An 18,427-nucleotide genomic window follows, 5' to 3' on the forward strand; every position below is an offset into this window, starting at 1 on the left:
CGCCGTTGCGCCTGATAGGCCATGGCGCCGTTGATCAGCGTCGCGCACTGGTCGGCGACCAGGCGCAGGAATGCCCGATAGTCCTCGTCCAGGGCCCGGCCGGCGCTGGCCGCCAACACCGCCGCGCCCAGCGGTCTGTCGCCGGCGTCGCTGCGCAGCGGCAGCACCATCACCTCCGCCGGCGGCGTAGGCCAGCCGCCGCTCGGCAGCCCGGTCACGCCGGCCACGACCACCGGCTCGCCGCTGCGCGTCACCGCGGCCAGTGGCCAGCGGTCGTCGGCGACGTCGTCCAGGTGCACCGACACGTACGGGACGTCGGCGCCGTGGCGGTCGGCCCAGTCGGCGATGCGCCGGACCGCCTCGTCGGCGCTGGTCGCGCCGGCCTGTGCGCCGAGATCCTGCAGTGCTGCCATTCGCCGCGCGCCGACGACCCGGTCGGTCGTGTCGCTGACGGCCGTGAACACGCCGGCGACCGTGCCCGACTCGTCCAGCAGCGGGCTGTAGGAGTATGTCCAGTACGTCTCCTCCCAGTACCCGTGCCGGTTCATCGGCAGCAGCAGGTCGTCCGACCAGGTCGCCTCGCCGGTGCTCAGCACGCTGTCCAGCATCGGGCCGATGATGTGCCAGATCTCCGTCCACACCTCGCGCCCCGGCTTGTCCAGCGCCGGGTGCTTCGAGCCGAGCAGCGGCAGGTACGCGTCGTTGTAGAGGAACCGCAGCTCAGGGCCCCACCACAGGATCATCGGGAAGCGCGAGGTCAGGCAGATCCGCACGGCGGTGCGCAGCGCGTCCGGCCAGCCGGCGGGCACGCCGAGAGGCGAGGTGGACCAGTCGAACGCGCGCATACGCGCGGCCATCTCGCTGTTGCCCGGGAAGACGTCGCTCACCGACCGCACCCTCCAGCCTGCATGTCTCCAGCTTGAAGCAGGTTCGCCCGTCCGGCAACGGATACCCGTTCGGCCGCGCGAGGCAACGGACGCCGCCCGACCCGGTCGGCCGGGGCCTGTTCGGAGCAGACTGCCTCCCGGCGCCGTCGGTGGCGGCGGTCGCCAGCCAGGACCACGCTCCCGAACCGCGCCAACGACTGATGTCGTGAGGGAGGCTCAGGAGCGACGACCAGCAGAGCCACCTCGACCCGCACCGGATGGACCCGGCCGACCACCGACGAAGCGCATAGCGGCCTGACGCAGTTTGGCGCTGGTGGCTCCGGGTATCCGGTGGCGTCTCGTCTTACCCCGTGTTGGGAGGAGAAGTCCGTGTCGACCGACGCGATCGTGCTGCTCAAGGACGACCACAAGACCGTGGAGCAGCTGTTCAAGAAGTTCGAGCAGGCCGGTGACAACGCCCACGCCACCAAGCGCAAGCTGGTCGACTCGATCGTCAAGGAGCTGACCACGCACGCCTACATCGAGGAGACGATCTTCTATCCGGAGGCGCGGCGGGCGGTGCCGGAGACCGAGGACCACGTGCTGGAAAGCGTGGAGGAGCACCACGTCGTGATGTGGATGCTGTCCGAGCTGACCAAGCTGGAGCCACAGGCCGAGAACTTCGACGCCAAGGTGACGGTGCTGATCGAGAACGTCCGCCACCACGTCGAAGAGGAAGAGAAGGAGTGGTTCCCGGAGGTGCGCAAGTCCATGGGGCGCAAGCAGTTGCAGGAACTGGGAGCGCGCATGGCGTTGGCCAAGGCCGACGCGCCCAGCGATCCGCTGGCTCTGCAGAGCGCCTGAGGATCCGCCGTGTCCACAGTGGCGCCGGCACGCGCGGTGGCGGGTTTCGACTCCGCCACCGCGATGCTGCGTGCGGTCTCGTCGGCGTTGCGGGGCAAGCGGTTCACGGCGCTGGGCCAGAGCCGGCTGATGTCGGCGCCGCTGCACCTGTCCAACCTGCTGCCCGAGGCGCTGCGCACCCAGCTGTACCGGGTCTCCGGCGCGGCCGAGGGTGTGACGCCGTCGATGCTGGAGTCCATCGACATGCAGCAGGTGGCGGCCTGGATGACCGGCCACTACGACGACCTGCCGCCGCAGTACCCGGGCGTGGTCATCGGCTCCAGCAACGGGGCGATGACCCACCTGTGCGCGGTGGGCGGCATTCCCTGGCTGCCCCAGACGATGCTGGTGCCGGTGCGGTGGTCGGACAACGACCCGGACCGGCCGGCGCGGGCCGCGGAGTTCGGCGCCTCGGTGGCCGATCCTTTGCTGGCCAACAATCCTGACGTCGCCCTGCACCATATGCACGACGGCAACCAGGACCGGCTGATGATCGACCTCATGACGTACTTCCGGCTCAAGTGGCTGCGGCTGCCCCGGGCGTACACGGAGTTCCTGGCCACCCGGCTGATGCCCGGCGCGCCGATCATCGTGGTGGACTGCGGGCTGTCGTGGCCGGTGACCAGGATCGACGACCGGCACGTGTTCCAGACCGGCGCTTACGGCGGCCTCAAGCCCGAGGAGTACCTGGGCGGCGGCCCTCGGGTGGCGGAGTTCCTGGCCGCGCAGGGATCCCCGCTGCGGGCCTTCGAATCGCCGGCGGCCGACGACCACGCTCCGGAGGCGGAGTGGGGCTTCGAGCCGTCGCTGGGCGCGGACATCGACCGGTGGGCCGCCGCGCACGGGCATCCCGTGCACCGCATCGCCTTCGACGAGCCGCACGGCCTGTCGGCCAGCGTCGCCGACATGCACCGGGAGTGGCTGCTGGCCGCCGACCGGCCGGCCGACCGGCTGTTGGTGGAGTCGTTCGTGATGCTGGACCCGGTCGGCGTCAACCAGGCCGGGCTCGTCCCGTTCTGGACAGCCTTCCCCGTCCAGGACGCCCTGCGCGCCGTCCGCTCCTACCTACGCGAACGCAGTTACCCCAACGTGGATGTGCTGATGTTCCCGCACGGCGTCCGCTCCGCCGGACTGGCCGCGCCCGAGGACTGGCTGCGGTTGCGCGAACACAGCGGCGCCGTCCGGCTGCCGGCCACGGATGTCGCCCGCTACCCGGCTGACTTCGCCGCACTGGCCGCGTATTCGTCGGCGATTCCGTCGGGCGACCGGCAGCTGCGGATCGGCGTGCGACGGATCCTCGACCAGCTCGGCCATGCGCGCGCCACCTGACGTCGTGATCGTGCCGGGGCTGGCCGTGTCGCGGTACCTGGAGCCGACCGTGCGGTGCGTCGAGGCGACCGGTGCGCGCTGCGAGCTCGTCCGGCTGCCCACGAACGGGCCGCCGCTCGGCATCCCCGAGTACGCCGCGTTGGTGGCTGAGCGCATCGCCGGCCGGGAGGTTGTCCTGGTCGGGCACTCGTCCGGGACACAGGTCGCCGCGGCTGTGGCCCGGGACGTCCCGGTGACCCGGCTGGTGCTCGGCAGTCCGACCGTCGATCCGGCGTACCGGACTGTGCCTCGGGTGATGGCGCGGTGGCTGGTCGACGGCGCGCGCGAGCCGGCATCGCTTGGACGGCAGGAGTTGCCGGAGTGGGCCAAGGCCGGCCCACGCCGGATCTTCACGTTGCTGCGGTCGATGCTGCGTCACCCGTTGGAGGACCTGGTGACCGGGGTGGCGGCGCCGCTCGTGGTCGTGCGCGGTGGGCGCGATCCGCTGTGCACGCCGGCATGGGCGGCCAGGTTGGGCGGGCACCTGCTCACGCTGCCCGGACTGCCGCACGCGTTCCCGTACCTCGATCCGGTGGTCTTCGCACGGATCGTGGTTGACCGTTGCTCTCGGTAATCATTGCGTTCGACAATGGTCGGCGTGCAGGAGAGAGACCCGCGGGAGCGGATCGCCGCGGAGATCGTCGCGGCGGCCGGTGGCGAGGTGGTCGCGTTGCGGCACGTGTGCTGGGCCTGCGCGGCGATGCTCGGCGTGGACGGCGCCAGCCTGTGCGTGATCGGCGACCTCGGCACGGTCGAGCCGGTGCACGCCACCGACGACATCTCCGAGCGGATCATCGAGGCCGAGATCGTGCACGGCGGCGGGCCGGCCATCGAGGCGTTGCACGAGAACGAGCCGGTGCTGGTGCCCCGGGTCGCCACCGACCGGCGGTGGCCGCTGGTCGGGCCGGCGCTGGTCGACGCCGGAGCCCTGTTCGCGTTCCCCCTTGAGGCCGGTGGCGTCACTGTCGGCGTGCTGGAGCTGTACCTGCGTCGGCCGGGAACTTTGACCGCAGCACAGATCGGTGACGCCGAGCTGTTCGCCGATGGCGCGCTGGAGCTGCTGGTCGAGAGCGAGGAGGACGTGTTGTCCGGGCCGCTGGCCGACCGCTGGGCCCGGGTCAACCGGGCCGTGGCCGTGGTGGCGGGCCAGGTCGGTGGCGATCTGGAGGAGGCGTATGCGCGGCTGCGCGCCCACGCCTTCGTCACCGCGGGGCGGCTGGCCGACATCGCCGATGACGTGCTGGTCGGAAGCCTGCGATTCCGGGTTTGAACCGAGGTCGCGAACGGGCATCTTTCGGGCATGAGACCGGCCCTGACGCTCGGCGTCGAAGAGGAATTCCTTCTGGTCGACGCCGACGGGCGGCTCGCCGCCGCCGGACCGGAGATATCCGAGCAGGTGGACGGCCTGGACGGCCAGGTGGAGCATGAGCTGCGGCGGTGCCAGGTGGAGTCCGCGACCGCCGTCTGCGACACGATCGAGGAGGTCGTCGAGGGCTTGCACGCCTTACGCGACCAGCTGGCCGCCAAGGCGGCCGAGCAGGGCCTGCGACTGCTGCCCAGCGGCACCGCGCCGATGGCCGACGACCGGCCGCCCCGGTTCACCCCCGACGTCCGCTACCACCGCATGGCCCGCGAGTTCGGGGCGATCGCCCAGGCCTCGCTGACCTGCGCCTGCCACGTCCACGTGTCGATCCCCGACGCCTCGACGGGTCTGCGGATCAGCAACCACATCCGGCCCTGGCTGCCGGTGCTGCTGGCGTTGACCGCCAACTCGCCGTTCCACAACGGCGACGACACCGCCTACGCCAGTTGGCGACACGTGCTGTGGACCCGCTGGCCCTCCGCCGGCGCGCCGCCGCACTTCGACTCCGTGGACGCGTACGAGTCAACCGTCGAGGCGCTGACCACCGTCGGCGCGGCAATGGACCGAGGCATGCTTTATTGGGACATCAGGCTTTCCGCGCACCAGCCCACCGTCGAGGTGCGCATCGCCGACGTTCTTCCGACGCCAACCGAGGCGGCGCTGCTGGCCGCGATCGTTCGCGGCCTGGCCGCGCAGGCCCTCGACACCGACCCCGTCGCCCAGCCCGCGCCCGAGGTGCTGCGGGCCTGGCTCTGGCGTTCCGCCCGTGACGGCCTCACCGGCCGCTGCGTCCATCCACGCACCGGCGACCTTGTGCCGGCCTGGCAGGCCGTCAACGACCTGGTGGCGTCCTTGAAGCTCGGCGACGACGCCGAATTCGTGGAACAGGCCCTGGCCGGCGTGCGCGCGTCGGGCAACGGCGCGCAGCGTCAGCGCGCCGCCCATGACAAGTCCGAACAGATGACCGACGTGAACGACGCCCTGGCCTGGTCGGGCTGACCGGCCCGGGGTTTCTCCTGGTGACAGGCGCGAATCCGGCGCGGGGCCGATCAGCGTTTCGTGGACGTCGTCGGGGAGGGGGTGTTCCGCTGGGCTCCCACGTGCAGGGCATCGTCACCCAGGGCGGGATGGCCACGAACATCGTGCCCGACCTGGCCGGGGGGCGGTTCGGTGTGCGGGGCCTGACCACGGCGGCCCGGGACGACCTGGTGGCGCAGCTGACCGAGTGCGCCCACGGCGTCGCCCGGGCCACCGGCACGACCGTCGAGGTGACGCCGGCCAGCGGCGGATACCAGCATGTGCGGGACAACGCCGCCCTGTCCGGCACGTTCGCCCGGCACATCGCCGAGTCCGGCGTCACGCTGGTCGAGCCGGCGCCGGGCGTGTTCCTCGGCTCCTCGGACATCGGCGATGTCAGCAACGTCGTGCCGGCCATCCACCCCTTCGTGGCCATCACCGACGCCGACCAGTCCGACCACACCCCCGAATTCGCCGCCGCGGCGGCCGGGCCCCGGGGTCGCGCGGCGATGCTGGCCGCTGCTCGGGCTCTGACCTCCACCGCCGTCGACCTGCTGACCTGGCCCGATTTGCTCGACCAGGCGTGGCGAGACTTCCACGCGGCCGGTTGAACGCCTTGTCCGGCGGGTATCTCGGCGATGTGACGCGCACAATCGGAGTCGAGGAGGAATTCCTCCTCGTCGACCGGGCCGGGACCACTACGCCGCGGGCGGCGGAGGTGCTGGCGCGGTGTCCTTCGTCGCTGCCGGACGGAATGACTGTGCAGCGGGAGCTGCGCGACACCCAGATCGAGGTGGCCACCGGCATCTGCACGAGCTTCGACGAGTTGCGGGGGCAACTCGTGGCCGGCCGTCAGACGCTGGCTGCCGCCTGCCCGGACGTGCGCGTGCTGGCCAGCGGGACGCCGGTGCTGGGTTCGGCCCGGCCGGAACGGGCCCTGGATACGCGGTTCCGGGCGGTCGACCGGCTCTACGCCGGCATCACCGCCGACTACGAAGCGTGCGGCTGCCATGTGCATGTGGGTGTGCCGGACAAGGACACCGCTGTGGCGGTGGTCAACCACGTGGCCCGATGGCTGCCGACCCTGCTGGCACTGTCGGTGAACTCACCATTCCACAATGGACAGGACCATGGCTACGGGAGCTGGCGGATCGTGCAGCAGTCGCGCTTCCCGGGGTCGGGCCTCGCGCCCCGGTGCGCCGACTTCTCCCAGTGGCAGCAGGAGACCGCTCGGCTGGTGGACTGCGGCGTTCTCGTCGACGAACGGCAGACCTTCTGGTATGCGCGACCCTCGCCGCATCTGCCGACGGTCGAGTTCCGCATCGCCGACACCGCGGCGGCCGTGGACGACGCCGTGCTCCAGGCGCTGCTCTGCCGCGCCCTGGTGAACACCGCCCTGGCTCAGCTCGACCGTGGTGCGGAGGCGGTGTCGGCGCAGGCCGGCGCCGCGGCCGTGTGGACGGCGGCTCGGTACGGAATGGACGGTCCGGCCGTCGATCCGTTGTTGGGCAAACAGGTGTCCGCCGGGATCATGTTGGCCGGCCTGCTCGACCACGTGCGGGATGCGCTGGTGGAGGCCGGCGACCTCGACGAGGTGCACCGGTTGCTGCGGGACCGACGCACCGGCGCCACCCTCCAGCGACTGGTCGCCGCCGCCGGCCTTGACGCCGTTGTGCGACAGCTTTCCTTGGGAGGAAACAAATGATCGCTAGAGGACCGCTGTCCGCGGAGGTCATCGATGTGCTGCGGGAGCCGGCAGGCTCGGTGCTGCCGTCGGTCCGGGTCGGCGACGCCGACCCGCTCGGCGACGACCTCCAGCTCGCCCTGCATCTGTGCTACGAGCTGCACTACCAGGGGCTGCCCGGGGTTGATCCGGCATGGGAGTGGGACCCGGACCTGTTGCGGCTACGGGGTTGCATGGAGCGCGTGTTCGAGCAGGCGTTGCAGGCCGCGGTGTCCGGCGGCGACGACGTGGCCGCCGAGATCGACGAGCTGCTGGTCGAGCACGTGCCCGGCAGCGGGCTGAGCCACTTCCTGCGTGACGAGGGGCAGTGGTGGCAGCTGCAGGAGTTCTTCGCGCACCGGTCGATCTATCACCTCAAGGAGGCCGATCCGCACGCGTGGGTCATCCCCCGGCTGCGCGGTCGGGCCAAGGCGGCGCTCGTCGCCGTCGAGTTCGACGAGTTCGGCGGTGGCCGGGCCGAGCGGGTGCATGCCCAGCTGTTCGCCGATCTCCTCGACGCCGCTGGACTTTCCGCCGGGTATCTGCACTACCTCGACGACGTGCCGGCATGTTCGCTGGCCACCGTCAACATGATGTCTCTGTTCGGACTGCACCGTCGCCTGCGCGGTGCCCTGGTCGGCCACTTCGCCGCCGCCGAGATCAGCACCGGCCCCAGCGCCCAGCGCATGGAGCAGGCCCTCGTCCGGCTCGACGCCCCCGACGCCTGCCGGCTGTTCTACACCGAGCACATCGAGGCCGACGCCGTGCACGAGCAGGTGCTGCGCCGCGACGTCATCGGCGACCTGCTTGCGCAGGAACCGGAACTCGCCGCCGACGTCGTGTTCGGCATCCAGGCCACCGAGTTGCTGGAGCAGCATCTGGCCGACCATCTGCTGTCGTCCTGGCGGGCCGGTCGGTCCTCGCTGCGTCAGGAATCGCGAACCCTCTTGCGGTGACTGGTGTCGCAGAATGGATAGCGCTTGCTGCGCCGGCAGGCGCAGACCGCGACCACGAACCGGTCCGACCGCGCCGTCGTCCCGTCCGGCAGCACGATCTCGACGGGCCCGTCCACCAGGACGGGCCCACCCGGCTCCACGGTCACGCGTCGGTGCTCACGATCGGTCGGCACGGATCACCACCAGGTCCTCGTGTCGCTGCCCCGCCTCGATCAGGCCTTGTCGTGTCAGGAACCCGGCGCGCTCCCGCATCACCGGTCCGAACGGGATCCGGCTGCCGGCCACCACCTCCGCCCGCAGCCCGCCCGCGCGCAGTTGTCGCAGCGACTTGTCCACACCGGACACCGTCGAGTGGACGATCAACGCGAAGCCGTTGGGGCGCAACAACACTGGCAGAGAATGACAGATCGGGTCCAGTAGGGCGCGGCCGTCGGTCCCCGCGTTCCAGGCTCGCCTGCGCCCTCGCGTCACCGTTTCCGCCGGGGACGGCACGTACGGGGGATTCGCCAGCACCACGTCGAATTCCGCCGACGCCGGCAGCGCGAGCATCGAGCCGTGCATCGCCTTGATCCGCTGGCCGTTGAGCCAGGCGTTCAGCCGCGCCGACACCACCGCCCGCCGGCACACGTCGATCGCCGTCACATCTCTGGCCCCCAGCATCGCCGCGGTGATCGCCAGTGCCCCCGTTCCGGTGCAGATGTCCAGCACCTTCGCGCTGGCCGGGATCCCGGCGGTGGCCGCGACCGCCGCCAGCAGCCAGGTGTCCGACTGCGGCCGGTACACGCCCGGCGACCGCACCAACCGCAGCGCCGGCGGTGCGACAACGCGCTCATCAAAGGTGGTCACGTCAACGGAATAGCCCGGCCGGAACTGTCCAAACCAGATCTCAGGTGTCGAAGTCGGTGCGGGCCAGCAATCGCGCGACGGAGCGTTCTACCCGGTCCAGGTCGGTGGCGGGGCGGATGGTCGCGTCCTGTTCGAAGGCGTGCACGACCCGCGGATCCACATAGGACTTGCGGGCGATGGCGGGAGTGTTGCCGAGGTGGTGGGCGACCTGTTTGTACATCTCGCGCACGGCGGTGCGCTTGCCGCCCCGGCCCTGGTGACCGGCGAGGATGACCGCGGCCAGCACGGTGGCGTTCCAGGTGCGGAGGTCCTTGACGGTGAACTCGTCGCCGACCAGCTCGTGCAGGCGCTCGTTGACGTCCTGCGAGTCGAGTGGACGCCAGTCCTTGCCGTTGCGGTGCATGAGGAGCCGGTCGCCGCCGGTCCGGGCCCGTTTCAGACCGGCGACCGCCTTGGCCAGCACGGGATCTTCCAGGGTGACCTTGCGTTCCTTCTGTCCCTTGGCCAGAAAGCAGAACTCCAGGCTGCCACGGCGGACGGCGACGTGCTCACGCAGCAGAGTGGACACGCCGTACGTCCCGTTGGACTCCACGTACTGGTCGTTGCCGACACGGAACACGCCCTGCTCCAGCATGCGCAGGGCGACGGCGGTGACGCGCTGCCGGGCGAAGCCGCCGGCGTCGAGGTCGTCGGCGATCTGGGCGCGCAGGGCCGGCAGCTTGGCCGAGAGCTTCCGCACCCGGTCGAACTTCTGCCGATCGCGGTCCTCCCGCCACTGGGCGTGATAGAGGTACTGCTTGCGGCCGGCGTCGTCGGTGCCGGTGGCCTGGATGTGCCCGTTGGGCCAGGGACAGATCCACACGTCCTGCCACGCCGGCGGCACGGCCAGCGCCCGGATCCGGCCGAGCGTCTCGGGATCGGTCACCGGCGAGCCGTCGTAGTGCTGGTAGCCGAAGCCACGGCCGCGGCGGCGCCGGGTGATGCACTGGCCGGTCAGCCGGCTCCGTCTCAACCGCATGGCGACGGAATACCCGTTCTGCTCAGCCGGAACCGAGCGTCAACCGGCGTTGCTGGTCACCACGCCACTCCAGCATCAGCACCGTGGCGTCGTCCTGCAGCCGACCGTTCTGGTGGGCCAGCACGGCCCGCATCAGCCGCCGCAGGGTCTCCGGCGCGGGAAAGCCGTCGGCGGCGCCGCGGGCGACGAGTTCGGTGAACCGCCGCAGGCCGAACTCGTGGCCGAGATGGTCCCGCGCCTCGGTGATGCCGTCGGTGTAGAACAGCACCCGGTCGCCCGGCTCCAGGTGGTACCGGCACTCGGTCGCCGGTATGCCCAGGGCGAACCCCATCGGTGGCGCGGGCCGGCAGCGCAACGTGGTCAGCCACCGGCCCTGCCGGATCAGCAGCGGCGGCGGATGTCCCAGGTTGACCCACGTCAGCAGCCCGGTCGAGGGCCGCAGGTGGGCCAGCACGCCGGTGGCGAACCGCTTTCGATCGAACTGGCGCGCGATGGCGTCGTCGATCGCGTCCGCGATCTCCGGCAGCGCGGCGCCGCGCCGGCGGGTGTTGCGGCACGCCCCGGTGGCGATGGCGACGGTCAGGCCGGCGGACTGGTCGTGCCCCATCGCGTCGAACATGGACAGGTGCAGCTGATCCGGCGCCATCGCGTAGTCCACGGCGTCCCCGCCGATCTCGTACGACGGCTCCAGCACCGCGGCCACGGCCAGATCCTTGGTGGCGAAGGTCAGGGGCGGCATCAGCGGCCAGATGACCTCCGAGGGCAGCGACATCGGCCGGGACCGCACGATCGCCGGATAGCTGTCGCTGTGCGGACGCTTGCTGACGACGAGCAGCGCCGCCAGCGAGGCCAGCGCCCGCAGGCTGACGACGGTGTCGCCGCCGCCGGCCGTCGCACCGAGCACGCCGATCCGCTCGGTGCCGTCCAGCATCGGCACCCACAGCGACGACTGGCTGGTGACCACGTCCACGTTCCGGAACGCCCAGCCGGCCGCGGTGGTGTCGATGGTCAGTCGCGCTGTGGTGTCGTCCAGCCGGATGAGGTCTTCCTCACGGATGTCCGGGATGTACGCGACCACGTTCCCGAGACCGGCCGCCGCGCCGTGCCGCGCGACGAGCCCGGGCAGATCGTCGAACGTGGCCAGATGACTGGCCTCCAACAGGCCGGCCAGCATTCGAGCCACGGAAGCGGGCGCAGTCACATCCTTGGCTACCCGCATCCCCGGTCGCTAACCGGCAGGCGAGGCGCCGCGGCGTCGGCGAGCATCGCGACGACGTCCGCCGCCCGCCCGGCCCGGGCGAAGGCGGCGCGCTGCCGGGTGGCGCCGTCGCCGTCCTGGGCGAGCAGCGGAGCCACCCGCTCGACGAAGTCGCGGTCCTCGTCGTCCAGCACGGGCCGCACCTCGGCGATGAGTCGGTCGAGGGCGTGCAACGCGGGCGCATCGCCGCTGGGGACGGCACATCGGCCGCGGAGCCCGTCGCGTCCGGCGAGCCACAGGTCGGCGCGGATCACCTCCTGCGCCACCGTCGGCGCGGCGTCCCGGCGCAGCGCCGAGGCGACCAGGCCCCGCACCAGCACGGCGGTCAACGCCGCCTCCTCGGCGGTGATCATGACGTCGCAGACCCGTATCTCCACCGTGGGGTACGTCGGAGAGAGCCGGATGTCCCAGTACGCCATGGCCGGGTCGAGCAACGCCCCGGAGCGGGTCATGGTCTCCAGAGTGGCGTCGTACTCCGCCACCGAGCCGAGCAGCGGCGGCGGCCCCGCGGACGGCCAGTTGGACATCTGCATGTGCCGCCAGCTGGCGTAGCCGCTGTCGGCGCCTTCGCTGAACGGGGAGTTGGCGCTGACCGCCAGCAGCGCCGGCAGCCAGGGCCGCAGGTGGTTGAGCACGTGCACGCCGGTCGACCGGTCGGGTACGCCGACGTGCACGTGGCAGCCGCAGACGTTGGCCGACCTCATCAGGCCGCGGAAGTGGCCGGCCATCCGGTGGTACCGGTGTTCCGGTGTCAGCGGCGGGGGAGCGGCCTCGGGCAGCGGCGGAGTGCCGCTGGCGATCAGGCGCAGGCCTCGGTCCCGAGCGGACGTCGCCAGCGTCTCCCGTAGCCGGCGCAGGTGGCCGAGGAGCTCGCCGGTCGAGGTGCTGACCGGCGTCGCCGACTCCACCTGGCAGGCGATCATCTCGCGTTGGAGCTCCTCGTTCGCCCCGCCGGTGCCGCCCAGCACGGCGCGGGCCGCGGGGACGGGACGGCCGGCGGCGTCGACGACGAGGAACTCCTCCTCGACGCCGAAGGTCAGGCCGGGACGGGCCACGAGCGCACCTCCTCGGCCAGCACGGCGCCGGCGATCGCGTCGGCGTCGCGGCGGAACGGGCTGTCCTGCCCCGGCCGGCCCGTGCCGACCTGCGTGAACCAGCGGGTGTTCTGGGTGACCACGCCGAGGGCGTGGATGTCCGGGTCGGGCCGGCCGCGGGCGTCCAGCACGTGAAAGGGGGACTCGGTGATCGCCAGCCCGCCGCTGGCGAACCGCCGCCCCGTCCGCGGATCCACGTTGACGTGCTCGCTGATCATGCCGTCGGACAGCAGCCTGCGCAGCAGCGGGTTGGTGTCGCGGCGCAGGTCGGCGCCGGGCGCCCGGGCGTCCAGCAGCACGTCGGCGAGGCGGCGGGAACCGTCGACCGCCGGCGATGCCACGGCGAACAGACCGGGCTCGGGGGCGGCCGAGAACCGCGCGTCCGGCCCGACCACGTCCAGCACCCCGGCCTCGATCAGCGCCGCCAGCTGCGCCACGTGCGCGACCGGCGGGCCGGCCGACAGCAGGAAGCTCATGGGCGCCCACCGCGTGAGAAAGTCCCGTTGCGAATCCGGGAGCAGGCCGTCGAAATCCACCACGTCCGGCATGAGCGGCCGCAGCGAGCGCATGACCTCCAGCGCCGCCTTGACGGGGTCGACCGTCGATCCGGCCTCGGCCCGGGCCACATCCTCGCGCAGCACGTCGAGCAGCCGCGACCGGAAGCCGTCACGGTCGGCGAAGTGCTGGCCGGCAAAGGGATTGGCTAGCGCCGCGACGTCCAACGGCTCGCCGCCGTCGGCGCGGCGGCGGTAGGCGTGCTCCAGCTCGGCTCGAATCAGGGGCTCCACCTCGGCCGCGAAGTCCAGCTGTGGACGGCCTCGGCGCGCGGCGGCGGCCTCCCGCAGCTCGCCCAGCCGGTCGTCGCTGAGGATGACCGGGCGCGGCGCGAGCTCGGCCGGCTCGTCGAGCTCGGCACGGGCGAGGAAAGGCAGCCCGCTGCGTGAACCGGCGAGCAGCCGCGGCTCCGAGCCGCTGGGCTGGTAGCGCAGCGCGCCGTCCACCCGGACGAAGCGGCCGCCCCGGCCGATCGTCAACGCGCGGGTGACGTCGTAGAACGTGAGGCCGAGGCCACGGATGGCGACCGTGTCGGTCGACCCGATCTCGTCCAGCGGCATCGTGACGGCCATGCCGCCGCGGAGGTAGCGGCCGTGCCTCATCAGCCGCAGCTCCTCCTCGTCTGGCTCGAGACCACTGTGGCCGGTGGTCAGGACCACTTTGTCCACCAGGAGATCGAGCCGTCCACTGTCGACGGTCAGGCGCAGCCGGCCGTCGGCGCGGCGCAGCGCGGTCGCCGTGCCGGACAGCGGGAACACCCGCACCCCCGGCGGGGCCGACGCGCACAGCCGGGCGAAGGTGTCCCGCAGGTACCGGCCGTATTCGGCCCGGCCGGGGTACACCTGGCGGGCGGTGTCGGCGTCGTGACCGGCCCAGTCGGCGAAGGTCTGCGGCCGGCCCGGGAAATCGAACGACTGCGCGGTCAGCTCGGCCGCGGTGGCGTTGGTCGCGTACCAGTCGGGCTGATCGGTCCGCCACACCTGGCCGGGGCCGTGCTCGACCGGGTCCAGCGCCCAGATCACCACATCCCGGTCCCCTGACCCGCGCCGCAGCCGGACCAGGAGCCGCTCCAGCACGCCCAGTCCGCGTGGCCCGCAGCCCACGACCGCGACGCGCAACCGTCGGTTTTCTCGCACGGCGCTCTAATACCCGTGGTCGGACCGGGTCAATCTTGTTTATCCGCGGGTGTTGTGGGCATGCCGGCAACCATGGAGCAAACCCGTGTCTTCGATCGGATCGCCGACGACGAGCGACTCGACACCGTGGGCGACGCCCTGCGCCGAGGCGTGCAGGCGATTCTACGCCCCGGCGTCGTGAAGGATCTGCTGCACGGCGTGTTCCTCGGCCATCCGTTGCACCCGGCGCTGGTGCAGGTGCCCATCGGGTGCTTCGCCAGCGCGGCCGTGCTGGACATCGGCGGCAGCTCGCGGGAGGCCACCCGGCTGATCGGGCTGGGCGTGCTCAGCAGCGTGCCGGCGGCCGCGGCGGGATTGGCCGACTACGCGGACAGCCAGCAGGACCATCGGCGGGTCGGCGTCGTCCACGCCGCGGCCAATTCGACCGCGCTGGTCTGTTACGTCACTTCATTGGCGTTGCGGGCGCGCGGGCGGGAGCGGGCCGGCGTGTGGTCGGCGCTGGCCGGTCTGACGTTCAGCATGGCCGGCGCCACCCTCGGCGGCGATCTGGCCTTCCGCCGAGCCGTCGGGGCCAACCATTCCGAGCAGGCCTCCCGCCTCGGCCCGGCCGACTGGTGCGATCTGGGTCCCGTCGAGCAGTTCGCCGAGGCGGAGCCGATCCGACGGGACGCGGGAGAGATCCCGGTGCTCGTGGTCCGGCGCGGCGGCGAGTTCTCGGTGTTGCACGACCTCTGTAGCCACATGTCCGGCCCGCTGTCCGAGGGGAAGCTGACCGAGGTCGGCGGGGTCGACTGTGTCCGATGTCCATGGCACGGCAGCGTGTTCCGACTCGATGACGGCCGTCCGGCGCACGGGCCCGCAACGGCGCCGCAGCAGCGGCTGGACAGCCGGGTGCGGGCCGGCCGGCTGGAAGTCAAGACTGCTTAGGGGAAGCGGTGGCCGGAGATGTGATCACCTACAGCGAGGACGGCGTCTGGAAGACGCGCGTGGAGGGCAACAGCCGGGCCTCGCGGATCAGCGCCGACCGCGGTGACGCGGTGGCGTTCGGGCGGCGGTTGGCGCGGGAGCGTGGGGTCCGGCACATCGTTCGGCCCGTCAAGCCGGACCCGGAGACACCGGATCCTGAGGAAGGCTTGTGATGTGGGGGCCCGCGCTTCGGCTCGGGCCCCCACAGGTCGGTCAGCCTCGTCCCGTTCGCTGCTGCAACTCGTCGATCCGGCGTGACGCCTCCGCCTTGGTCAGGTTCTCCGACGGCGGCTCCTCGCCGGCCTCCTGGGCCAGCGTGCCCAGGTACGAGGCCTGGGGGCCGGTCATCGGCTCCTCGCCGGTCGTCCATTGCTCGACGGGCTTCTCCGGGTTCGGCTCCGGCTCAGTCATCGCGCACCTCCTGCGGTGCGGATGCCCGACGCCGTCCCCGTCGAAACCCTGTTCGAGTTCTCAGTCGTGGGACCGGCGAAGCAGCAGCCGCAGCAGCACGATCAGCCCGGCCACGCCCAGCAGCACCAGACCCGGCCGCTGCCGCACCACGTCCATGGTGCGATGCGCCGGCTCCCGAACCGCCTCGGGCAGATCATTGATCCTGCGCTCGGCCTCGTCCAGCGTGTGCACGGCGGAGTCCTTGACCTGCGCCGTGGCCTGCTGGGCCTTGTCGGCGGCCGTGGCGGCCACCTGCTGGGCCTTGGCCCCGACCTTCTGCATGCCCTCGCTGGCCCGGGCCGGCACGTCGAGCTTGTCGGACAGCTGCTGCACCGTCTCGCCCAGTGCCTCACGGGTGCGCTCGGCCTGCTCTCGCAGCTCCGCCGCCTGATCCTTCGCGTTCATTTCGCGCTCCTGTTCACGAACCGGTGGTGACGGCCGGATACCCAGCCGTGAATCGGACGACACGTGGGTTGGGCGCGGTGGCTTGCGGATACTTGCACAGAGTCGCTTGTCCTCGGGGCGTTTGCCCCGGGGTTGGCTGCACAGGGACGAACGGAGGCCTGCGAATGTCGGGACTGCCACTGGTGGCGCTGCTGGCGATCTTCGCCGGAGCCGCCGCGGTCATCTGGGTCGCCGGTGTGCAGTTGTCCAACCAGACCGACGTGTTGTCCACCCGACTGGGTCTCGGTTCCGCGTTGGGCGGTCTCATCCTGCTCGCGGTGGCCACGAACCTGCCGGAGCTGGCCATCGTGGCGAGCGCGGCGGTGTCGGGCAATCTCGGCGTGGCCGTCGGCAACATCCTGGGCGGCATCGCCATCCAGACCGTCGTCCTGGTCGTGCTGGACGTGGCCGGCGGGCGCGGCTCGAAGCCGCTCACCTATCGGGCCGCCTCGCTCGTGCTGGTGCTCGAAGCCATGCTCGTGATCGCGGTGTTGGCGGTGGTCGTGGCCGGCACGCAGCTGCCGTCAGGGCTCATCGCCTTCCGCCTGACGCCGGGGCCGGTGCTCATCACCGTGCTGTGGGTGGCAGGGCTGCTGCTCCTGCGACGGGCGGGCAGCTCGCTGCCCTGGCAGGAGTCGGGGCAGGCGCCCGACGGCCAGGACCGTCCGCGCGGACATCGCCGCCAGCACGCCGAGCACCAGGCCACCAGCAAGGGAACCAGCACCGCCAAGGCCGCGGTCATCTTCGGCCTGGCCGCCGTGGTCACGCTGGTGGCCGGCGTGGCCCTGGAGCGCAGCGGTGACGCCATCGCCGACCACATCGGCCTGTCCGGCGTGTTGTTCGGCGCGACGGTGCTCGCGGCCGCCACGTCGCTGCCGGAGATCTCGACCGGCCTGACCTCCGTGCGCAATGGCGACTACCAGCTCGCGGTCAGCGACATCTTCGGCGGCAACGCGTTCCTGCCCGTGCTGTTCCTGCTGGCGACGCTGCTGTCGGGCCGCTCGGTCCTGCCGCAGGCCCAGCACGCCGACATCTACCTCACCGCACTGGGAATCCTGCTCACGTTGGTCTACGCGGCCGGCCTGCTGTTCCGGCCGGCCCGGCGCATCGCCGGCATGGGGGTCGACTCGTTGGTCGTGCTGGTGCTGTACGCGCTGGGCGTGGCCGGCCTGTTCGCCATCGCCACGGCGTGAGTTCACCCCCGGCCGAGCAGGGGCGCGACGAGGTCGCACATCGCCCGTGACGGCGTGAGTCCGAGCTGCGAGCCGAGCAGCTGGCGGTAGAAATGGTACTGACGCAAGGCTTCCGCGACGTTGCCGTCGGCCAGGTGCACGGCCACCAGCTCGCGGTAGGCGCTCTCGCGCAGCGGATCGGCCGCCACAGCGGTCAGGCCGGCGGTCAGCGCCTCGCGCAGCCGGCCGTGGTCGCGGCGGTGCGCGCACAGGGACTCCAGCGCGCTCAGCCGGAGCTGGCGGAAGCACTCCCGGTGCACGGCCACCCAGTCGTCCGGCCAACCCGGCAGGAGATCGGCCACGAGCGCCTCGGCGGTGGCCATTTCGGCGACGTCGCCGGCCTGCCGGCTGGCCCGCACGAAATCGACGTGAACCCCTTGGTGTAGCTGGAGATCGTGCGTTCGGCGCAGGACAACCGCCTGTCCGGCCACCCGGGCGATCCGCCACAGTGCCGACCGCAGGTTGCCCGATGACCGGCGCTCGGACGCGTCCGGCCACAGCGTGGTGGCCATCGCCGAACGCGAGATCCGGCGTTGCTCCAGAGCCAGGCACGCCAACAACCGCTCCGCGGTCGGCGCCAGCGCGACCGGCCGTCCCTCCACGCTGAGCGTGAAGCCGCCCAGCAGCCGGAGTTCGACCCCTTGCTCACCCATGGAAGCACCTCGGCTGGTTTGCGTCACCGACGATCCCGCACGAGGTGCCCGGCCGGCGCGGAACTAATCGTGTTGCCGGGATTCGACGTGCTCGTCCCACGGACCGCCGCGCCGGGCGCGCGGATGGGGCTGTGGCGGGTGACGTCCGGGTGACACGCCACGCCTAGCTTCGGCGTCGTCAAGGCTACGAGAGGAGACACGGATGTTCTTCCACACCGGCAAACTCCAGTTCGAGGCCAAGCCGGAGCGGCCGGACCCGGTGTACGCGCGGCGGTTGCAGGAGCTGGTCGGCGGCGCGGCCGGCGAGATCACCGTGACCATGCAGTACCTGTTCCAGGGCTTCAACTGCCGGATGCCCGGCAAGTACAAGGACCTGATCATGGACATCGCGACCGAGGAGATCGGTCACGTCGAGATGCTGGCCACCATGGTCGCGCGGCTGCTGGAGGGCGCTCCCGCTCAGGTCACCACCGAGGCCGTGGGTGAGGATCCGGTGCTGGCGGCCGTGATCGGCGGCATGGACCCGCAGCAGGCGATCATCGGCGGCGGCGGTGCGCTGCCCGCCGACAGCAACGGCTA

22 protein-coding genes are annotated in these 18,427 nt (G+C 71.7%); 12 read left to right on the forward strand and 10 right to left on the reverse strand.

What is annotated here, in order from left to right:
- On the reverse strand, positions 1 to 887 hold an 887-nt coding region (locus AB0M73_RS47680), incomplete at its 3' end, for a GAF domain-containing protein (RefSeq protein WP_363906488.1).
- Positions 888 to 1,256: 369 nt separating this feature from the next.
- Here AB0M73_RS47680 and AB0M73_RS47685 point away from each other — a divergent pair.
- The 8 genes from AB0M73_RS47685 (at position 1,257) to AB0M73_RS47720 (ending at position 8,196) form a co-directional block, all read left to right on the forward strand.
- On the forward strand, positions 1,257 to 1,730 hold the full coding sequence (locus AB0M73_RS47685) for a hemerythrin domain-containing protein (protein ID WP_363906490.1): 474 nt from the start codon (positions 1,257 to 1,259) through the stop codon (positions 1,728 to 1,730).
- A gap of 9 nt (positions 1,731 to 1,739) precedes the next feature.
- Positions 1,740 to 3,098 (forward strand): hypothetical protein, encoded by a 1,359-nt coding sequence (locus AB0M73_RS47690; RefSeq protein WP_363906492.1) that lies wholly within the window; start codon positions 1,740 to 1,742, stop codon positions 3,096 to 3,098.
- On the forward strand, positions 3,082 to 3,711 hold the full coding sequence (locus AB0M73_RS47695) for an alpha/beta hydrolase (RefSeq protein WP_363906494.1): 630 nt from the start codon (positions 3,082 to 3,084) through the stop codon (positions 3,709 to 3,711). The genes AB0M73_RS47690 and AB0M73_RS47695 overlap by 17 nt, the downstream gene beginning before the upstream one ends.
- 24 nt (positions 3,712 to 3,735) lie before the next feature.
- Complete coding sequence (locus tag AB0M73_RS47700) at positions 3,736 to 4,407, forward strand: GAF and ANTAR domain-containing protein (RefSeq protein WP_363906496.1); 672 nt, start codon at positions 3,736 to 3,738, stop codon at positions 4,405 to 4,407.
- A gap of 30 nt (positions 4,408 to 4,437) precedes the next feature.
- Complete coding sequence (locus tag AB0M73_RS47705; RefSeq protein WP_363906498.1) at positions 4,438 to 5,499, forward strand: glutamate--cysteine ligase; 1,062 nt, start codon at positions 4,438 to 4,440, stop codon at positions 5,497 to 5,499.
- A gap of 128 nt (positions 5,500 to 5,627) precedes the next feature.
- The gene (locus AB0M73_RS47710; protein WP_363906500.1) at positions 5,628 to 6,128 is read left to right on the forward strand and encodes a hypothetical protein; all 501 of its coding nucleotides are present in this window, start codon (positions 5,628 to 5,630) and stop codon (positions 6,126 to 6,128) included.
- 29 nt (positions 6,129 to 6,157) lie between these two features.
- Positions 6,158 to 7,222 (forward strand): YbdK family carboxylate-amine ligase, encoded by a 1,065-nt coding sequence (locus tag AB0M73_RS47715; RefSeq protein WP_363906502.1) that lies wholly within the window; start codon positions 6,158 to 6,160, stop codon positions 7,220 to 7,222.
- Positions 7,219 to 8,196, forward strand: coding sequence for an iron-containing redox enzyme family protein (locus tag AB0M73_RS47720; RefSeq protein ID WP_363906504.1), 978 nt, complete (start codon positions 7,219 to 7,221; stop codon positions 8,194 to 8,196). Before AB0M73_RS47715 ends, AB0M73_RS47720 begins: the two co-directional genes overlap by 4 nt.
- Here AB0M73_RS47720 and AB0M73_RS47725 read toward each other — a convergent pair.
- Genes AB0M73_RS47725 through AB0M73_RS47750 form a run of 6 tightly spaced genes read right to left on the reverse strand, consistent with a single transcriptional unit; the run spans position 8,169 to position 14,103 of the window.
- Positions 8,169 to 8,369, reverse strand: a complete 201-nt coding sequence (locus AB0M73_RS47725; protein WP_363906506.1) for a CDGSH iron-sulfur domain-containing protein — start codon at positions 8,367 to 8,369, stop codon at positions 8,169 to 8,171. The two genes, AB0M73_RS47720 and AB0M73_RS47725, sit on opposite strands and share 28 nt — an antisense overlap.
- On the reverse strand, positions 8,353 to 9,042 hold the full coding sequence (locus AB0M73_RS47730; RefSeq protein WP_363906508.1) for a HemK2/MTQ2 family protein methyltransferase: 690 nt from the start codon (positions 9,040 to 9,042) through the stop codon (positions 8,353 to 8,355). Before AB0M73_RS47730 ends, AB0M73_RS47725 begins: the two co-directional genes overlap by 17 nt.
- Positions 9,043 to 9,082: 40 nt before the next feature.
- Positions 9,083 to 10,060, reverse strand: coding sequence for a DNA topoisomerase IB (locus AB0M73_RS47735; RefSeq protein WP_363906510.1), 978 nt, complete (start codon positions 10,058 to 10,060; stop codon positions 9,083 to 9,085).
- Between the two features lie 22 nt (positions 10,061 to 10,082).
- Entirely contained in the window at positions 10,083 to 11,279 is a 1,197-nt protein-coding gene (locus AB0M73_RS47740) for a PP2C family protein-serine/threonine phosphatase (protein ID WP_363906512.1), read from the reverse strand.
- On the reverse strand, positions 11,270 to 12,373 hold the full coding sequence (locus AB0M73_RS47745) for a glutamate--cysteine ligase (RefSeq protein WP_363906514.1): 1,104 nt from the start codon (positions 12,371 to 12,373) through the stop codon (positions 11,270 to 11,272). The genes AB0M73_RS47740 and AB0M73_RS47745 overlap by 10 nt, the downstream gene beginning before the upstream one ends.
- A complete protein-coding gene (locus AB0M73_RS47750) occupies positions 12,355 to 14,103 on the reverse strand; it encodes an FAD/NAD(P)-binding protein (RefSeq protein WP_363906516.1) in 1,749 nt (582 codons plus the stop codon). Before AB0M73_RS47750 ends, AB0M73_RS47745 begins: the two co-directional genes overlap by 19 nt.
- Positions 14,104 to 14,175: 72 nt before the next feature.
- On the opposite strand from AB0M73_RS47750, the gene AB0M73_RS47755 reads away from it, so the two are divergent.
- The gene (locus tag AB0M73_RS47755; RefSeq protein WP_363906518.1) at positions 14,176 to 15,030 is read left to right on the forward strand and encodes a Rieske 2Fe-2S domain-containing protein; all 855 of its coding nucleotides are present in this window, start codon (positions 14,176 to 14,178) and stop codon (positions 15,028 to 15,030) included.
- Between the two features lie 8 nt (positions 15,031 to 15,038).
- Positions 15,039 to 15,242 (forward strand): DUF2188 domain-containing protein, encoded by a 204-nt coding sequence (locus tag AB0M73_RS47760; RefSeq protein ID WP_363906520.1) that lies wholly within the window; start codon positions 15,039 to 15,041, stop codon positions 15,240 to 15,242.
- Between the two features lie 40 nt (positions 15,243 to 15,282).
- On the opposite strand, the gene AB0M73_RS47765 is transcribed toward AB0M73_RS47760, so the two are convergent.
- Positions 15,283 to 15,480, reverse strand: coding sequence for a DUF3072 domain-containing protein (locus tag AB0M73_RS47765; protein ID WP_363906522.1), 198 nt, complete (start codon positions 15,478 to 15,480; stop codon positions 15,283 to 15,285).
- 60 nt (positions 15,481 to 15,540) lie between these two features.
- Positions 15,541 to 15,924: a DUF3618 domain-containing protein gene (locus tag AB0M73_RS47770; RefSeq protein WP_363906524.1), complete on the reverse strand. Its 384-nt coding sequence runs from the start codon at positions 15,922 to 15,924 to the stop codon at positions 15,541 to 15,543.
- Between the two features lie 164 nt (positions 15,925 to 16,088).
- Between AB0M73_RS47770 and AB0M73_RS47775 the strand changes: the two genes are divergently transcribed.
- The gene (locus AB0M73_RS47775; RefSeq protein ID WP_363906526.1) at positions 16,089 to 17,156 is read left to right on the forward strand and encodes a hypothetical protein; all 1,068 of its coding nucleotides are present in this window, start codon (positions 16,089 to 16,091) and stop codon (positions 17,154 to 17,156) included.
- A gap of 2 nt (positions 17,157 to 17,158) precedes the next feature.
- Here the strand turns inward: AB0M73_RS47775 and AB0M73_RS47780 are convergent, their stop codons facing one another.
- The gene (locus tag AB0M73_RS47780) at positions 17,159 to 17,848 is read right to left on the reverse strand and encodes a BTAD domain-containing putative transcriptional regulator (RefSeq protein WP_363906528.1); all 690 of its coding nucleotides are present in this window, start codon (positions 17,846 to 17,848) and stop codon (positions 17,159 to 17,161) included.
- Between the two features lie 202 nt (positions 17,849 to 18,050).
- Between AB0M73_RS47780 and AB0M73_RS47785 the strand changes: the two genes are divergently transcribed.
- A partial coding sequence (locus tag AB0M73_RS47785; RefSeq protein WP_363906530.1) for a manganese catalase family protein occupies positions 18,051 to 18,427 on the forward strand: 377 nt, incomplete at its 3' end.

This window comes from Kutzneria sp. NPDC051319, from assembly GCF_040682195.1.
GTDB lineage: Bacteria > Actinomycetota > Actinomycetes > Mycobacteriales > Pseudonocardiaceae > Kutzneria.